13 protein-coding genes are annotated in these 15,776 nt (G+C 66.3%); 10 read left to right on the forward strand and 3 right to left on the reverse strand.

Annotated elements, in window-relative coordinates:
- The first annotated feature begins 142 nt into the window (after positions 1-142).
- The 3 genes from L5G28_RS03030 (at position 143) to L5G28_RS03040 (ending at position 4,487) form a co-directional block, all read left to right on the forward strand.
- The gene (locus L5G28_RS03030) at positions 143-550 is read left to right on the forward strand and encodes a DUF5318 family protein (RefSeq protein ID WP_237000260.1); all 408 of its coding nucleotides are present in this window, start codon (positions 143-145) and stop codon (positions 548-550) included.
- A 123-nt stretch (positions 551-673) separates the two neighbouring features.
- Complete coding sequence (locus L5G28_RS03035) at positions 674-2,941, forward strand: transglycosylase domain-containing protein (protein ID WP_237000261.1); 2,268 nt, start codon at positions 674-676, stop codon at positions 2,939-2,941.
- 28 nt (positions 2,942-2,969) lie between these two features.
- On the forward strand, positions 2,970-4,487 hold the full coding sequence (locus L5G28_RS03040) for a glycosyltransferase family 87 protein (RefSeq protein ID WP_237000262.1): 1,518 nt from the start codon (positions 2,970-2,972) through the stop codon (positions 4,485-4,487).
- Here the strand turns inward: L5G28_RS03040 and L5G28_RS03045 are convergent.
- Positions 4,441-6,651, reverse strand: a complete 2,211-nt coding sequence (locus L5G28_RS03045; RefSeq protein ID WP_237000263.1) for a GNAT family N-acetyltransferase — start codon at positions 6,649-6,651, stop codon at positions 4,441-4,443. The genes L5G28_RS03040 and L5G28_RS03045 overlap by 47 nt on opposite strands.
- A 139-nt stretch (positions 6,652-6,790) precedes the next feature.
- Between L5G28_RS03045 and rpsF the strand changes: the two genes are divergently transcribed.
- From rpsF to rplI, 4 genes are all read left to right on the forward strand, one after another.
- Positions 6,791-7,072 (forward strand): 30S ribosomal protein S6, encoded by a 282-nt coding sequence (rpsF, locus tag L5G28_RS03050; RefSeq protein WP_236998199.1) that lies wholly within the window; start codon positions 6,791-6,793, stop codon positions 7,070-7,072.
- Positions 7,073-7,206: 134 nt separating this feature from the next.
- A complete protein-coding gene (locus L5G28_RS03055) occupies positions 7,207-7,767 on the forward strand; it encodes a single-stranded DNA-binding protein (RefSeq protein ID WP_236998198.1) in 561 nt (186 codons plus the stop codon).
- Between the two features lie 42 nt (positions 7,768-7,809).
- On the forward strand, positions 7,810-8,064 hold the full coding sequence (gene rpsR, locus L5G28_RS03060) for a 30S ribosomal protein S18 (RefSeq protein ID WP_236998197.1): 255 nt from the start codon (positions 7,810-7,812) through the stop codon (positions 8,062-8,064).
- Positions 8,065-8,082: 18 nt separating this feature from the next.
- Entirely contained in the window at positions 8,083-8,532 is a 450-nt protein-coding gene (rplI, locus tag L5G28_RS03065; RefSeq protein ID WP_236998196.1) for a 50S ribosomal protein L9, read from the forward strand.
- A gap of 55 nt (positions 8,533-8,587) precedes the next feature.
- On the opposite strand, the gene L5G28_RS03070 is transcribed toward rplI, so the two are convergent.
- On the reverse strand, positions 8,588-9,772 hold the full coding sequence (locus L5G28_RS03070) for an acyl-CoA dehydrogenase family protein (RefSeq protein WP_236998195.1): 1,185 nt from the start codon (positions 9,770-9,772) through the stop codon (positions 8,588-8,590).
- A 94-nt stretch (positions 9,773-9,866) separates the two neighbouring features.
- On the opposite strand from L5G28_RS03070, the gene L5G28_RS03075 reads away from it, so the two are divergent.
- A complete protein-coding gene (locus tag L5G28_RS03075) occupies positions 9,867-11,081 on the forward strand; it encodes an acetyl-CoA C-acetyltransferase (protein WP_236998194.1) in 1,215 nt (404 codons plus the stop codon).
- A 16-nt stretch (positions 11,082-11,097) separates the two neighbouring features.
- Here L5G28_RS03075 and L5G28_RS03080 read toward each other — a convergent pair whose 3' ends face one another.
- Positions 11,098-11,655: a TetR/AcrR family transcriptional regulator gene (locus tag L5G28_RS03080; protein ID WP_236998193.1), complete on the reverse strand. Its 558-nt coding sequence runs from the start codon at positions 11,653-11,655 to the stop codon at positions 11,098-11,100.
- Positions 11,656-11,694: 39 nt separating this feature from the next.
- On the opposite strand from L5G28_RS03080, the gene L5G28_RS03085 reads away from it, so the two are divergent.
- Positions 11,695-12,978, forward strand: coding sequence for an oxygenase MpaB family protein (locus L5G28_RS03085; protein ID WP_372477154.1), 1,284 nt, complete (start codon positions 11,695-11,697; stop codon positions 12,976-12,978).
- A 484-nt stretch (positions 12,979-13,462) separates the two neighbouring features.
- Entirely contained in the window at positions 13,463-15,676 is a 2,214-nt protein-coding gene (gene dnaB / locus L5G28_RS03090; RefSeq protein ID WP_504864847.1) for a replicative DNA helicase, read from the forward strand.
- The last annotated feature ends 100 nt before the right edge of the window (positions 15,677-15,776 follow it).

Here is a 15,776-nt window from a genome sequence, read left to right on the forward strand (position 1 = left end):
CCCCTTTCGACGCATTGTGACGGCTAGATGCAGCATCCAATGTATCGCATCGATATAATTGAGAACGAACTGAGCAGTAGGGGCGGGCCGTTGATCTTCATCACACGCGGTGGTCCTTCCGCTCGCGTCTACCCTGGACACCGTGCAGCGCCAACTCGTCGACTACGCCCTAGCGCGGAGGAGCACCCTGGCTCGCCTCCGTGCGGGCCAGATGGCGCTGTCGGACGTGTGCGACGGCGACACATACCTGCTGCGAGCTGCGAAGTTCCACGGCCAGATCACGCAGCGGCCGTGCCCGGTCTGCCGCAAAGAGCAAGTCACGCTGGTGTCATGGGTGTTCGGCGGGGCGGGTGGAGCGCCCTCGGGCACAGCCCGGACCGACTCGGAGATCACCGCTCTCGCGACGTCGTCGCCGGAGTTCACGGTGCACGTCGTCGAAGTGTGCCGGACTTGCCGCTGGAACTATCTCGTCCAGTCGTACGTTGCCGGTGTGGCCCGACCCGAGAAGAAGCCCCGGCCTGCAACAAAGCGGCGCCGCGTGGCGAAATAGACGTAGAGAAGACTCCATATGACCGGATCGGCGACCGTGAAGAGTTGGCAGCGGCGCTGCCGTACGTCAGAGTTGTCAACGACAGTCTGTACAGGCTGAGGAGTACAGAGAAGTGGGTGAGCGATGACCAGCGAGGCTGGTGACAAGACCGAGGGACGACGGACCACCGCAAAGGTGGTCGCGTGGGTTCTCGGCCTGGCAGCCGGTGTGGTGCCCGTTGTGGCTCTACTCGGAGTGATCGTGTTCGTGTTCACCTACGTGACGGTCGACGTTCCCGCACCCGGAGACATCAAACAGAACCAGGTCGCGACCATCACCTATGCCAACGGCGGGAAGATCGCGCAGATCGTTCCCGAAGAAGGCAACCGCACCGACGTTACCTACGAGGAGATCCCGGCCTCGATGGTCGCCGCCGTGAAGGCAGCCGAAGACCGCGACTTCGACGACAACGTCGGCTTCTCGCTGTCCGGGTTCACGCGGGCGGCGCTCGGCAAGCTCAGAGGCAGCGACGCGGGTGGCGGCTCGACGATCACCCAGCAGTACGTGAAGAACGCGATCGTCGGCGACGAAGTCAGTTACAAGCGCAAGTTCAAAGAACTCGCGATCGCCACCAAGATGTCCCGCCAATGGTCAAAGGACGACATCATGGCGGCCTACCTGAACACCATCTACTTCGGTCGCGGCGCCTACGGTGTCGCCGCAGCGTCGAAGGCGTACTTCGGTCACGACCTCAAGAAGCTGACCGCGAGCGAGGCGGCGCTGCTCGCCGCGGTGATCCGCGGTCCGTCGATCTACGACCCCGCCGTCGACCCGGAAGTGGCGACCAGCCGGTGGAACTACGTCCTCGACGGAATGCAGTCCATCGGATACCTGCCCAAGGTCGACCGCGACCGACAGAAGTTCCCGAAGGTCACCGAACCCAAACAAGACACGTCGACAGACACTTCCGGGCCGAGCGGGCACATCAAGCAACAGGTGCTCGCCGAACTCGACGAACTGGGCATCAGCGAGCAGGACGTCCGCACCGGCGGCCTGAAGATCACCACGTCCCTCCGGCCGAAGGTGCAGAACGCGCTCGTCAGCCAGGCCCGCGCCAAACTGTCCGGCGAACCGAAGGACCTGCGCACCGCGTCGGTCTCCATCGACCCGGACACCGGCGGAGTCGTCGGCTACTTCGGCGGCATGGACGGCAACGGCTGGGACTACGGGTCCGCAGGTCTGCAGACCGGATCGGTCTTCAAGGTGTTCGCGCTCGTCGCAGGCCTCGAACAGGACATTCCGCTGTCGCAGCAGTACTCGTCAGCCCCGTACGAGGGACCGGCAGGCCTCACGATCAACAACTCGGACGGCGAGAGCTGCGGCACGTGCAACCTCGCGACCGCGTTGAAGATGTCGCTCAACACCGTCTACTACCGCCTGATGATGGATCTCAACGGCGGGGCCCAGGCGGTGGCGGACGCCGCGCACAAACTCGGCATCGCCGAGAGCTTCGGCACCATCGAGCACACTCTCGCCGAGGAGAACGGCCACCCCGAAGGCGGTGTGGTGCTCGGTCAGTACCCGAGCCGAGTCCTCGACATGGCGTCGGCGTACGCGACGCTCGCCGCGTCGGGCATCTACCGCGAGCCGTACTTCGTGCAGAAGGTCGAGACGTCGACGGGCGAAGTCCTGTTCGAACGTGACAAGGACAAGGGCAAGCGGGTCATCTCGAAGGCCGTCGCCGACAATGTGACCGCCGCCATGGAGCCGATCGCGGGCTACTCGAACGGCAACTCGCTCTCGGACCCGACGCTTGGTGCGCGCCCGTCCGCGGCCAAGACCGGCACCGCCCAGCTCGGCGACACCGGAGAGAACAAGGACGCGTGGATGGTCGGCTACACGCCGCAGCTGTCGACTGCCGTCTGGGTCGGCACCAACAAGGGCACCGCTCTGCGGAACTACTCCGGTGGCACGATCTACGGCAGTGGGCTGCCCGCGCAGATCTGGAAAGCACAGATGGACGCTGCGCTCGCAGGCGATCCGATCGAGGATTTCCCGGAACCGGAGTCCGTCGGCGGACAGGCAGGCGTGCCCTACGTGCCGCCGACCAACACGTACACCCCGACCGAGACCGAGGGCCCGACGCGGACCAGGGACCGGCCGCGTATCCCCGGACAGGGCGAGGACGGTGACATCACCATCGCCCCGGGTGTGACCATCCCTTTCGGTAACGGCGACGGCGGGGGCAACGGAAACGGGGGCAATGGGAACGGGGGCTCCGGCAACAGCGGGGGCAACGACGGGAACAGTGGCAACGGGAACGGCGGCAACGGCGACTCCGGCGGCGGGGAACCCGAAATCGGCGGGCAAGGCGGAGACGACGACTCCGGCGGCGCGGCGACATCGCCGTGATGGAGCCGCCTGAAATAGAGTCGCGATAGTGGATTCGACATCGTCACCGAGTGAGCCCGAGCCGACAGCGTCGGCCGGGCTCGACTCGGCTGCCGACGTCGACTCGCCCGCACCGCTGTGCGACGACCGCCGGCTGGCCACCGATCGGGTGCTGCCGTCGTGGACCGAACCGATGATCACGCAGTTGAGCACCTCGATCGGCGGACCCGTCGGTGTGCACGCAGCCGTCGGACGCAGCCGCCACTGGACGCCATTGCGCGTCGTGTTCCTGATCGCACTCGCCGTCCTCGCCCTCGGCTGGTTCGGCAAAGCGGGCTGCATCCAACAGACGACGGTCGATGGACAGCCCGGCCAGAGTCGGCTCGACTGGGACGATCAACGCCAGTTCTACGGGCTCTGCTACTCGAACATCGTCGCGGGCTACTCGGAGAACCGATTGACGCCGCACGATCTGGCCGAAGGCGCTGCACCGTACCGCACGTTCTGGAACACCGACGGCGAGAAGAAGTACCTCGAAGAACCCGTCGTCACCGGCGCATTCATGTACGTCGTCGCGCAAGCGTCACGAGGATGGGGCAGCCTGACTGAGGCGATCGGGCTGCCCAGAGCGCTCGACGTCGTCAACTACTTCAACATCGCGGCCGTGCTGCTGGCCCTCGGCTGGCTGATCGCGATCTGGGCGACGATGCGGACACGCAGACGAGACCCGTGGGTCGTCGCGCTCATCGCAGTGTCCCCGCTCGTGCTGGTCCACGCGTTCACCGCGTTCGAAGTGCTGCCCGTCATGTTCACCGCGCTCGCCATGTACGCGTGGTCGCGCGACCGGATGAAACTCACCGGACTATTCATCGGACTCGGCGCAGCCACCGCGTTCTACCCCGTTCTGCTCCTCGTCGCGATCGGCCTGCTGTGCGTGCGGGAGAGACGGGTGCGCGATTCGCTGGTGGTCGCCGCCGCAGCCGTCCTCAGCTGGGCCGTCATCAACATCCCGGTGGCCGCCATCTACCCGTCAGGGTGGGGCGCCTGGTTCACCGCCTGGCGAGACGCCGCCGCCGGACCCGACAGCGTCTACCGATTGATCACCCAGATGACCGGGTGGGAGCCGTCGGCGGTCCTCGTCACCGCGCTCGTCTTCGCGCTCATGATCGCCGTCGTCGCAGGCGTCACATACCTGGCGATGCGGTCACCACGAGAACCGCGACTGCCCGCCCTGATGTTCCTGCTGGTCGCAGGAGCCCTGCTGATCGGCAAGGACTGGCGGCCGGAGACCTCGCTGTGGCTCGTTCCGCTCGCCGTCCTGGCCATACCGCACCGCCGAGTCCTCCTGGCGTGGATGACTTTCGACGCGCTGTTGTGGGTACCGCGGATGGCGCTGTTCCTCGAACCCGACCGCAAGTGGCTGCCCGTCGAATTCTTCTACATCGTGTCCGCCGCACGGTGGCTGATGGTCGCCGGGCTGTGCGCGTACGTCGTGTGGGAGATGGCCAAGCCCGTGCTCGTCAGACCCGCTCCCGCTCAGCATCTGCTGCGCTCTCCGGCGGGGTAGCACGCGCAACGAGAACCTCCCGGCGAGTCGGCCACGCATCGTCGGTCATCGCGAACTGGGCCGTCGTACGCCAGGCAGTCGTCGATGCCCCCTCGCTTCGCTCGCCCGGCGTCGATTCCCCCTCGCTTCGCTCGCCCGGTGTCGATTCCCCCTCGCTTCGCTCGCCCGGCGTCGATTCCCCCTCGCTTCGCTCGCCCCGTGCAAACCTTCGATGCTTCGGCAGCAGCCCCTCGAACTCGGCGCCCAACTTGCTGATCGCCGCCCGCGACCGTTCGTTGGACTCGTGCGTGTGCCAGACGACGCGGACCGCTCCGCACACGTCAAACGCGTGGTCGAGCAGAAGCAGCTTGGCCGTCGGATTGACCGCGGTGCCCATCGCGTCGGCACTGTAGAACGTGTAGCCGATCGACAGGCTCCGGTTCGCGGCGTCGACATCGTAGAAGCTGGTGGTACCGACCAGCCGGCCGTCGTGCACGACGGCGAACGCTACCCGAGTCGTCGACGTCGCGGCCTCCGCGATCCACGCCGCCGCTGCCTGCGTGGTCCGTGGAATCGGCCCGGTCCACTGGTAGAGGGGAAGGTCGGAGTCGTCGACGAGCCCAGCGAGCGCGGGCGCGTCGGATGCCACGATCGGGCGGAGCACGACGCTTCCGCGCGAGTACGTCGGCTCTCCGACCCATGCCCTCGCCTCGGCGGCGTCCGCCGCAGACAACCTGGTCAACGGGCCCGGCCGCGGCGTGACGCCCGACAGGTAGGAGGCGAGCGGCTGCCGAGGCCGGGCGCTCACGAACGAGACGATCAACACCGCCAGAACGATCGCCTGCACCCACGTGCTTGCGGCGACGATCCCCGTCACCACCTGTGCGTACTGGCCGTCGTCATTCGACATACCGAGCATCCGGAACACCGACAGGTCCAGGACGATGTCGGCGACGAGATACGTCACGATCAACGGCGCGCGAACCCGTAGCAGGACGAAGAACGGCAGGATCCACAGCGTGTATTGGGGCGAGTGAACCTTGTGGAACAACATGAACACGGCGAGTATCGACGCAGCGACCGGCAGCCACGGATAGACACCGTCGCGCTGGAGGATCCGCCACCCCACCACGGTGACCACGGCGACGCCGACGACGATCGCCAGCGGCGACATGATGTCGACGAACGAGCGGTACACGGAGGTCTCGCCACCGGTCAGAAATCGCAGACCCCAATACCAGATGCTGTTCGTCGTCACGTCTGCGCGACGTTGCCCCTGGAAGTCGAGGGCCGCCTTCCACCCGTCGAATCCGGCGATCACGAACGGCAACTGGGCGGCGGCGACGGTGACGACCGCAGTCACCGCCACCCATCCGGCGCCAGCCCAGTCACGCACGCGTCGCGCCGCGGCAGTGCTCCCGCCCGCTCCCGTCACTCCGCCCGACGTCAACACATAGAGGGCGACCGGCAGGACGAAGAGCCCCGGATAGATCTTCAACGAGAAGCCGATGCCGAGCATCACCGTCGCCGCGATCGCTGTGTGCCGCACCGGCAGTCGGCGCCCGCCGGTCTCCGGGTTGGCGCTCGCGCCGTACGCCATGATTGCGATTGCGGCGACCGATGTGAAGACGACTGGCAGCTCCCAGTTGTGGAACGCGTACAGCACCAGCGGTGGGGTGGCCGCCCACAGCAGCACCCACCAGCGCGTCATCAGGGCGAGCAGGATCGTCGTCGCGAACGCGAACGGCGCCAGGATCAGTGCGCTGTGGGTGAAAAACTCCACATCTGTTTCGCTCCCGGCGGCACCGAACCAGATGAGCAGTCCGGACAGGACCGGATACTCGACCACACCGCCGAACAGCTGACCCTGTGCGTCGATCCCGCCGTGCACGTACGGCATCAGATGCTCGCCGAGACCGCGTGTGGTCCACAGTTGCATCAGATCCGAATAGCAGGGGATCAAAGTGCCCCTCGGCCCGCTCGGGAAGATCTCGCTGCGCCCCGCGTCGTCGAACGGCGCACCGCCGCACACGAACTTGGCGCGGAAACCCCAGAAGACGGTCACCGCGGTGGCCAGCAGAGACACGGTGAGGATCAGCGTCCGCTCGCCGTTGGCGCGAATGCCGACTCTTGCGCTGCGGCGACGAAATCGGCCCGGCCGCACCGACGGCAAGTCTCCTGGCATGGGGGACAGAGTAGTGGCCGACACGCGATTTCGCTGGTCACGGACTGCTCGTGTAGCCTGAACGGGTTGCCGACGCAGGCGACCCTCCTGCCGCGGACAGTCCGCGGCCGACCTAGCCCATGGGAGGTGATGTGGTTTCATGCGTCACTACGAACTGATGGTAATCCTCGATCCGAGTCTGGACGAGCGCACCGTCGCCCCTTCACTGGATACTTTCCTCAATGTCGTCCGTAAGGACGGCGGCAGCGTGGATAACGTCGATATCTGGGGCAAGCGCCGTCTTGCCTACGAGATCGCCAAGAACAACGAAGGCATCTACGCCGTCATCGATCTCAACGCGACCCCGGACACGGTCAACGAGCTCGACCGTCAGCTGAAGCTGAACGAGTCGGTTCTGCGGACCAAGGTCCTGCGCAAGTAGGCGCGGGGCGCGTCCACACTGCACGAGCTTGTGGAAATCTGCCCTGACATTGTCGGCGGGCACCTTTAGGGTGGTGCGTAACCATCCTTCAAAGGTTCGCCGCGGGGCGTTCCACATCGATTTAGGGGAGTCTCATGACTGACACGGTCATCACGGTTGTCGGAAACCTGACCGCTGATCCGGAACTGCGTTTCACGCCGTCCGGAGCGCCGGTCGCCAACTTCACCGTGGCATCCACTCCGCGCACCTTCGATCGTCAGACGAACGAGTGGAAGGACGGCGAAGCGCTGTTCCTTCGCTGCAGCATCTGGCGTGACGCCGCGGAGAACGTGACCGAATCGCTCAGGAAGGGCACCCGGGTCATCGTGCAGGGCAAGCTCAAGCAGCGGTCGTACGAAACCCGTGAAGGGGAGCGTCGCACCGTCGTTGAGCTGGAAGTGGACGAGATCGGTCCCTCGGTTCGCTACGCCACTGCGCAGGTCACCAAGACCCAGCGTGGCGGCGGTTTCAGCGGCGGAGGGAACTCGGGCGGAGGCTACGGAGGCGGAAACAACTCCGGTGGCAGCTACGGAGGAGGAAATAACTCCGGTGGCGGCCGCCCTCCCGCATCGAGCCAGCCGGCCGACGACCCGTGGGGCAGCGCACCAGCTGCCGGCGGCGGCTTCGCCGGTGGGGACGACGAACCACCTTTCTGATTCCGGGCCCGCCAGCCCGGAGGCACTCGACTGGAGCATCACATGGCAAAGCAAAAGGGGCGCAAGCCCCGTGTAGAGAAGGTCACCAAGGCCAAGGCCTGCACCTTCTGCAAGGACAAGAAGACCGACATCGATTACAAGGACACGGCGCTCCTGCGTCGCTTCCTGTCGGATCGCGGCAAGATCCGTTCGCGTCGCGTCACCGGCAACTGCGTTCAGCACCAGCGCGACATCGCGGTGGCCGTCAAGAACTCGCGTGAAGTGGCGCTCCTGCCCTTCACCTCGACCGGACGCTGAGCGGGAAGGACAACTGAAATGAAGCTGATCCTGACTGCCGCTGTCGAGAACCTCGGCGAAGCCGGCGACCTCGTCGAGGTCCGCGACGGTTACGGCCGCAACTACCTGCTGCCGCGCAACCTCGCCATCGTCGCCACCCGTGGGGCCGAGAAGCAGGTCGAAGGCATCCGCCGCGCCCAGGACGCCCGCGCCGTGCGCGACCTGGAACACGCCAACGAGATCAAGCAGGCGCTCGAAGGCCTCGACGCGGTCTCGCTGACTGTCAAGACCCACGACTCGGGCAAGCTGTTCGGTTCGGTCTCGGCAGGCGACGTCGCCGGAGCCATCCGCACCGCGGGCGGACCCGCCGTCGACAAGCGCAACGTGTCGCTGCCGAAGGGCCACATCAAGGCCGTCGGCTCGTACCCGGTCGTCGTCAAGCTGCACCCGAAGGTCGAAGCGAAGCTCAACCTGACGGTCGTCGCCTGACGCACCGATAGACTCGAAACGCCGGTCCCCTTGCGGGAACCGGCGTTTCGTCGTCTCACTCCTCCAACAGTCGTCTGCCGATGATCATGCGTTGGATGTCGGCGGTCCCTTCGCCGATCAACAGCATGGGGGCTTCGCGGTAGAGGCGCTCGATCTCGTACTCCTTCGCGAAGCCGTACCCGCCGTGGATGCGGAACGAGTCTTCGACGACGTCACGGCAATACTCGGACGCGAGATACTTGGCCATGCCCGCCTCGAGGTCGTTGCGTTCACCCGCATCCTTCACCCGGGCCGCGCGGACCACCATCTGGTGGGCGGTTTCGACTTTCGTGCCCATCTCCGCGATTCGGAACAGCACGGCTTGGTGCTGCGCGATCGGCTTGCCGAACGTCTCTCGCTGCTTCGCGTACGCCGTGCCCAGCTCGAACGCCCGGTGTGCGACGCCCACGGCTCGCGCGGCCACGTTGACGCGGCCGACTTCGACGCCATCCATCATCTGGTAGAAACCGCGACCCGGTGTGCCGCCGAGGACTTCGTCTGCGGCGATGCGGTAGCCGTCAAAGAGCAGTTCGGTGGTGTCGACGCCCTTGTATCCCATCTTCTCGATCTTCCCGGGGATGGTCAGGCCCGGCGCGACCTCCCCGAACCCCGGTGTCTTCTCCAATAGGAACGTCGTCAGGTTGCGGTGTGGGCGGTCGCTGCCCTCCGGGGTGCGGACGAGGACGGCGACGAGACTCGACGTGCCGCCGTTCGTGAGCCACATCTTCTGGCCGGTGATCGAATAGTCGCCGTTGCCGGTCGGCGACGCCGTCGTTGTGATGGCGGCGACGTCGGAGCCGAGCGCAGGCTCGGACATGGAGAATGCGCCGGTCAGCTCGCCTGTCGCCAGACGGGGCAGATACTTGGCCTTCTGTTCGTCGGTGCCGTGCTGTGCCAGCAGATAGGCGACGATGAAATGGGTGTTGAGGATGCCGCTGACACTCATCCAGCCGCGCGAGAGCTCCTCGACCACGAGCGCGTACGTGAGGAGAGACTCGCCGACCCCGCCGTACGCCTCGTCGATCGTCAGACCGAACAGGCCGAGCTCCTTCATCTGCTCGACGATCTGCGTCGGGTACTCGTCGGCGTGTTCGAGCGTCGTCGCCACCGGCATGATCTTCTCGTCGACGAACGCCCGGACCGTCGCGAGGATGTCGCGCTGAACGTCAGTGAGATCGTCTGTGGCGCAAAGCCTATTCATGAATACCTTCCTATCGGTCCATGAGAAGAACCTATCGTCGGAGCCAGACGATTGCGGCCGTAGATCAGAAATCGGCCCGGGTAGGAGAGTGACGATGCGCGACGCGGTGATCTGCGAGCCGATCCGAACGCCCGTCGGCGGCTACGGCGGGATCTTCGCTTCCGTGCCCGCCGCCGACCTGGCGTCGACGGTGGTGGCAGCGCTGGTCGGTCGGACGGGCGTCGGCAGCAGCGACATCGATGACGTGATTTTCGGGCAGTGCTATCCCAACGGCGAGGCGCCGGCCATCGGCCGCGTCGCGCTGCTCGACGCGGGACTCGACGTGCGGGTGCCGGGCCTGCAGATCGATCGGCGGTGCGGGTCCGGGTTGCAGGCGGTCATCGACGCGGCGATGCGCGTGCAGACCGGTGTTGCCGACCTTGTCGTCGCGGGCGGAGCCGACAGCATGAGCCAGGCCGAGCACTACGCGCTCGGCTTGCGGTTCGGCCTCCGCGGCGCGGACGCGGCGCTGTCGGATCGGATCGCCCGCGGCCGAGTCACCGCCGGAGGCAAGCGGCATCCGGTCGGAGGTGGGATGCTCGAGACCGCCGAGAACCTGCGCGCCGAGTACTCGATCAGTCGGGAGGCTCAGGACGAGCTCGCCCTCGACTCGCATCTTCGGGCCGTCGCCGCCCAGCGGGAGGGACGGTTCGACGACGAGATCGTGCCTGTCACCGTGTCCACCCGTCGCGGGGACGTCTTTCATGATCTCGACGAGCATCCACGTCCCGACATCTCGGCGGAGGCCCTCGCGGCGCTGCGCCCGGTCCGGCGGAAGGTTGATCCGGGAGCCACTGTCACCGCGGGCAACGCGAGCGGCCAGAACGACGGCGCTGCGGCATGCATCGTCGCCACCGAAGAAGAAGCGGCCCGGCTCGGCCTTCGTCCGCTGGCACGCCTGGTGACGTGGGCGGTCGCCGGTGTCGAACCCTCACGCATGGGAATCGGGCCGGTCCCGTCGTCGACCCTCGCGTTGGAGCGCGCAGGCCTGACGCTCGCCGACGTCGACCTGATCGAGCTGAACGAGGCGTTCGCTGCGCAGGTCCTGGCCTGCACCGCGGCCCTCGGGCTAGGCACAGACGACCACGAACGGATCAACGTCAACGGCTCCGGCATCTCGCTCGGCCATCCGGTCGGTGCGACGGGCGTCCGAATCCTGGCGACGATGCTCCGCGAACTCGACCGCCGTCAGGGGCGGTACGCGTTGGAGACCATGTGCATCGGTGGCGGGCAGGGCTTGGCGGCCGTGTTCGAGCGGGTCGGCGACTAGTGGTTGCCGAGTACGACTAGGCGCCGAGCAACCCCGCGATCACGGACCTGAGTTCGTCGGCGGTCGGCGACGGCAGCGCGTCGTGGCCGTGGATGTAGCCGATTCCGGCGTAGACGAGCAGTCCCGCCGTCAGCCGTGCGCGCTCCTCGTCGATGTCGAGTTCCCGTAGCGCCGCGGTGACGGCGTCGAACACCTCGCTGTCGATCTTGCGCACCGACTCGGCCACCCGCGGGTTGACGCGTGCCCAATCGCGGATCGCGGCCTCGACCGTCAGATTTCGTTCGTCCATCAGCATGGTCGCGAGTGCGGCCACCCGCTGGCCGGGAGGTAGTGACGCGATCTCGTCGAAACCGGTGAACTTGGCGTCGTGTGTCTCGCGCCAACGTTCGGCCATCGCCTCCCACAGCGCGTCCAGGTCGGCGAAGTGCCAGTAGAAGCTGCCCTTGGTGACCTTTAGTCGCTCGCACAGTCGGGAGATCTTGACGGCGGCGACGCCGTCGGCGGTCAGGAGGTCGAGTGCAGCGTCGACCCAGTCGATGGCCGACAGGCGGCTGCTGCGAGGTCGCGGTGTCATGAGACGAGTCTAACCATACCTCGTGGTATGGTTACGGGCGTGACCACAACATCGCCCAAGCCCGTCACCGCATCTGCACCGGCCAAGCGCCCGACACCGACGGCTTTCCCGTACCGGGAGACGATGAAGCATCCGGTGGTGCGGCGTGCGCGGAAGCTCGCGAAGGGGCTCACCGGTAAGGACATCTTTCCGACCACGGAGCAGATCGAGGCGTTCTGCGGGGACATGTATCACTCGGATCCGGTGGCCGAGCGCTTCGTCGACGAGGTGTTTCATGGCGCCATCGGAAGCGAAGCCGGTCGAGCGATGCTCAAACAGGCGCTCGACCACGGCATCGGTAGAGTCGAGAGCCCGCCGGAGGCGATGGTCGAACTGTTCCGTGAGTTCGAGGACGTCCCCGAGTGGGTCGACCCCGAGATCGTCGAAGCGGGAGCCCAGGTGTGGCGCCGTTGGGGCACGTTCCTGTTCAGTGTCGCGGGCGGCGAGACCCTCGAGATGTACACCGAGGCCGCCGTCGCGACACCGCTCTCGCTGGCGGGCGGGTATGCCGGGGACAACGCACTGCGTCGCTTCCTGGAGACGGCGAAGTTCTGGATCGACGTCTCGCAGCCCCACGCACTGCTGACGCCGGGGAGCCAGGGGCGTGCGACCGCGATGATGGTGCGAGTGATGCACGTGGCTGTGCGTCGCGGCGTCGCGAAGCACCCAGAGTGGGACGAGTCGCGGTGGGGCTACCCGATCAGCCAGGCCTATCAGCTGTTGACGCTTGCGGGCGGCAGCGTCGTCCCGGCGCTCGCCTTGTGGGGCGTCGGCGTGCAGACCACGCGCGGCGAGATCAATTCGCTCATCCACTTCCAGCGCTACATGGGTTATCTGCTCGGCATCCGCAACACGTGGTACCCGGAGACCATCGCGGACACCCTTCGCCTGCTCGCTCTCGTCTCGGCCACGCGCAGTCATGACGCGGGCGAGCACGGTGCTGAGCTCATTGAGTCGTTCCCGCGCGCGTTCGCGCCGCGGAAGGGGCACACCGGCTTGCAGCGGGTGCGTGAGCAGTACAACGGTGCGATCTACGCTGCGTACTCGCGGCTGTTCATGTTCCCGACGACGTACGCCCGCTACGACATGCCGAATGCGCTGCCCGGGATCGCGTGGATCGTCCTGCGGTACCCGCTCGTGTTCGCGATCGAGACGCTGCGTCGAGTCCCGGTGATCGGCCGCGTCCACGAGAAGTGGATGGTCGCGCACCGCGAGAACTGGTACCGGGCGCAGATGGCCGACCGCGAAGCGGAGTTCAATGCGTCCGGGGCACTGCGTCGCTGACGAGGGTGGGACAAGAGAACTGAGGCTGCGGTGCACCCGCCTCGACCCGCGAGGCGGGCCGGTCAACTCCCATGCTCGTGACCGGGATGACATGTCGGTCATTCAGATGAATCGGTCGGTTACGCCTCTCGGGGCGGCGCAGGGTCTCAACCTGGTGTGGAGTTCTTCCCGGGCGTGGCGCAACGCAACACGCCGACAATTGTGGAAGTCGCTGTTGGGGAATTGCAGAAGGCGGTCTGACCTGCGGATGAGTAAGGATCTGCCGGGGAATTCCCCAGACCATCCACAGTTGCGTTCACACGTCGTCCAGAGGTTTTCGACGTTGTCCACACTTCATCAACAGTGTTGTCCACAGGGGTGGTTTGTGGCGCCGGTTGCGTGGCCCTAACCTCTGGGAAGGTTTCAGTTCACCCATGGGCGGCTGAACGGATGGGAACAACGGCCTGACGGGCCGACGACGATCGACTGCACGGGGGAGGCGCGGGTGACGGCACTGCAGGACCAGGGTCCAGAGCCGGACGAGCACAGTGCGCCGCCGCGGGAGGACTACGGCCGTCAGCCTCCGCAAGACCTGCAGGCGGAGCAGTCGGTGCTCGGCGGCATGTTGTTGTCGAAGGACGCGGTCGCCGACGTTCTCGAGCGGGTCCGCCCCGGTGATTTCTACAAGCCTGCGCACCAGGCGGTCTACGACGCGATCCTGGAGCTGTACGGGCGCGGTGAGCCCGCGGACGCGGTCACCGTCACCGCCGAACTCGAACGCCGAGGCGACATCCGCAAGGTCGGCGGGGCCCCTTACATTCACACGCTGATCTCGACGGTGCCGACCGCGGCCAATGCGGGCTACTACGCCGAGATCGTCGGCGAGAAGGCGATCCTGCGGCGTCTGGTCGAGGCGGGCACCCGCATCGTGCAGTACGGCTACGCGGGCGACGGCGGACAGGACGTCGCCGAGGTCGTCGACCGCGCCCAGGCCGAGGTGTACGAGGTCACCGAGCGACGGACCGCCGAGGACTACGTCGTCTTGGAAGAACTGCTGCAGCCGACGCTCGACGAACTCGACTCGATCGCGTCGCGCGGCGGCCTCTCGCTGGGCGTGCCGACCGGGTTCGCCGATTTCGACAAGCTGACGAACGGGCTGCACCCCGGACAGATGATCATCGTCGCCGCGCGTCCGGGCATGGGGAAGGCGTTGGCGCTCGACACTCCGCTGCCGACCCCGAACGGGTTCACGACGATGGGCAAGGTGGCCGTCGGCGACCGTCTGTTCGGCGCGGACGGCAAGCCGACCAGGGTGGTAGCCGCGACCGAGGTGATGACGCACCGTCCGTGCTTCGAGGTGGAGTTCGACGACGGCTCGTCGTTGATCGCCGACCAGCAGCACCAGTGGTTCGCCGAGGTCGACGGCCGACGCGAAGTGGTGACGACCGACGCGCTGCAGCGATATGCGGGCCGGGCGACGGTGCAGAACTCGGCGCCGATCCAGTTGCCGCACCGACCGCTCGCCTACGGTCCCTACACGGTCGGCGCGCTGGCCGGGATGGCGTACGACGATCCGGAGATCTCTCTGCGGATTGAGACCGAGGGGCCTGTCGATGTGATGACGCTGATGGCCGATCTCGGCGGACGCGTGCCGCGCGAGTATCTGCGCGGATCAGTCGGCCAGCGTCGCGCTCTGCTGTCGGGAATCCTCGATTCGCGTGCCCGGGTCGACGACGACGGGTGGATCACCGTTCCCGCAGCTACGAGCCACATGTCGGGCATCGTCGGCGATCTCGCCGCCGGCCTCGGCTACACGTTCCGGCGAGCCAGTAGCGGTTGGATCCGGTTGGCGGCCCCCGACGACGTGTTCACCGTCCACGACAAGATGCAGCGTCACAAGGAGTTGCGGACACAGGTCCGGTCGCGTCTGGTGACGTCGGTCCGGTCGGTGCCGAGCGTGCCCGTGCGGTGCGTGCAGGTGGACAATCCCGAGCACCTGTACCTCGCGGGCGAAGCGATGGTGCCGACCCACAACTCGACACTCGCCATGGACTGGCTGCGGTCGGCCTCGATCCACAACGGTCTGGCAGCGGTCATGTTCTCGCTGGAGATGAGCAAGACCGAGATCGTCATGCGTCTGCTGTCTGCGGAGGCGCGCGTCAAACTCGGCGACATGCGGTCAGGCAACATGTCCGACGACGACTGGAGCCGCCTCGCGCGTCGCATGGGTGAGATCACTGAGGCTCCGCTATTCATCGACGACTCGCCGAACCTGACGATGATGGAGATCCGCGCGAAGGCACGTCGACTCAAGCAGCGCCACGACCTCAAGCTGGTGGTCATCGACTACATGCAGCTGATGACCTCGGGCAAGAAGGTCGAGTCGCGTCAGCAGGAGGTCTCGGAGTTTTCCCGATCGATCAAGCTGCTGGCCAAAGAGCTGGAAGTGCCCGTGGTCGCGATCAGCCAGCTGAACCGTGGACCCGAACAGCGCACCGACAAGCGTCCGCAGGTCTCGGACCTTCGTGAGTCGGGATCGTTGGAGCAGGACGCCGACATGGTCATTCTGCTGCATCGTCCCGACGCGGTGGAGCGCGACGATCCACGTGCCGGCGAGGCTGACATCATCGTCGGCAAGCACCGTAACGGTCCGACGGCGACGATCACCGTCGCGCACCAGTTGCATCTATCGAAGTTCGTCGACATGGCGCGGGGATAGCTTGGCAGGTGGATGTCGATACCGAATCGTCGTCGATCTCGATCTCGTTGACCGGATGGCTCGCCTGTGTGGAATCCGTCGTGGCACCACGTTCTTCAAG

The sequence above is a fragment of the Gordonia liuliyuniae genome (assembly GCF_021739025.1).
Lineage (GTDB): Bacteria > Actinomycetota > Actinomycetes > Mycobacteriales > Mycobacteriaceae > Gordonia > Gordonia liuliyuniae.

Coding starts and splice junctions, on each gene's coding strand:
- L5G28_RS03035 (WP_237000261.1), top strand. CDS start 674: ATGACCAGCGAGGCTGGTGACAAGACCGAGGGACGACGGACCACCGCA.
- L5G28_RS03045 (WP_237000263.1), bottom strand. CDS start 6,651: ATGCCAGGAGACTTGCCGTCGGTGCGGCCGGGCCGATTTCGTCGCCGC.
- rpsF (WP_236998199.1), top strand. CDS start 6,791: ATGCGTCACTACGAACTGATGGTAATCCTCGATCCGAGTCTGGACGAG.
- L5G28_RS03055 (WP_236998198.1), top strand. CDS start 7,207: ATGACTGACACGGTCATCACGGTTGTCGGAAACCTGACCGCTGATCCG.
- rpsR (WP_236998197.1), top strand. CDS start 7,810: ATGGCAAAGCAAAAGGGGCGCAAGCCCCGTGTAGAGAAGGTCACCAAG.
- rplI (WP_236998196.1), top strand. CDS start 8,083: ATGAAGCTGATCCTGACTGCCGCTGTCGAGAACCTCGGCGAAGCCGGC.
- L5G28_RS03070 (WP_236998195.1), bottom strand. CDS start 9,772: ATGAATAGGCTTTGCGCCACAGACGATCTCACTGACGTTCAGCGCGAC.
- L5G28_RS03075 (WP_236998194.1), top strand. CDS start 9,867: ATGCGCGACGCGGTGATCTGCGAGCCGATCCGAACGCCCGTCGGCGGC.
- L5G28_RS03080 (WP_236998193.1), bottom strand. CDS start 11,655: ATGACACCGCGACCTCGCAGCAGCCGCCTGTCGGCCATCGACTGGGTC.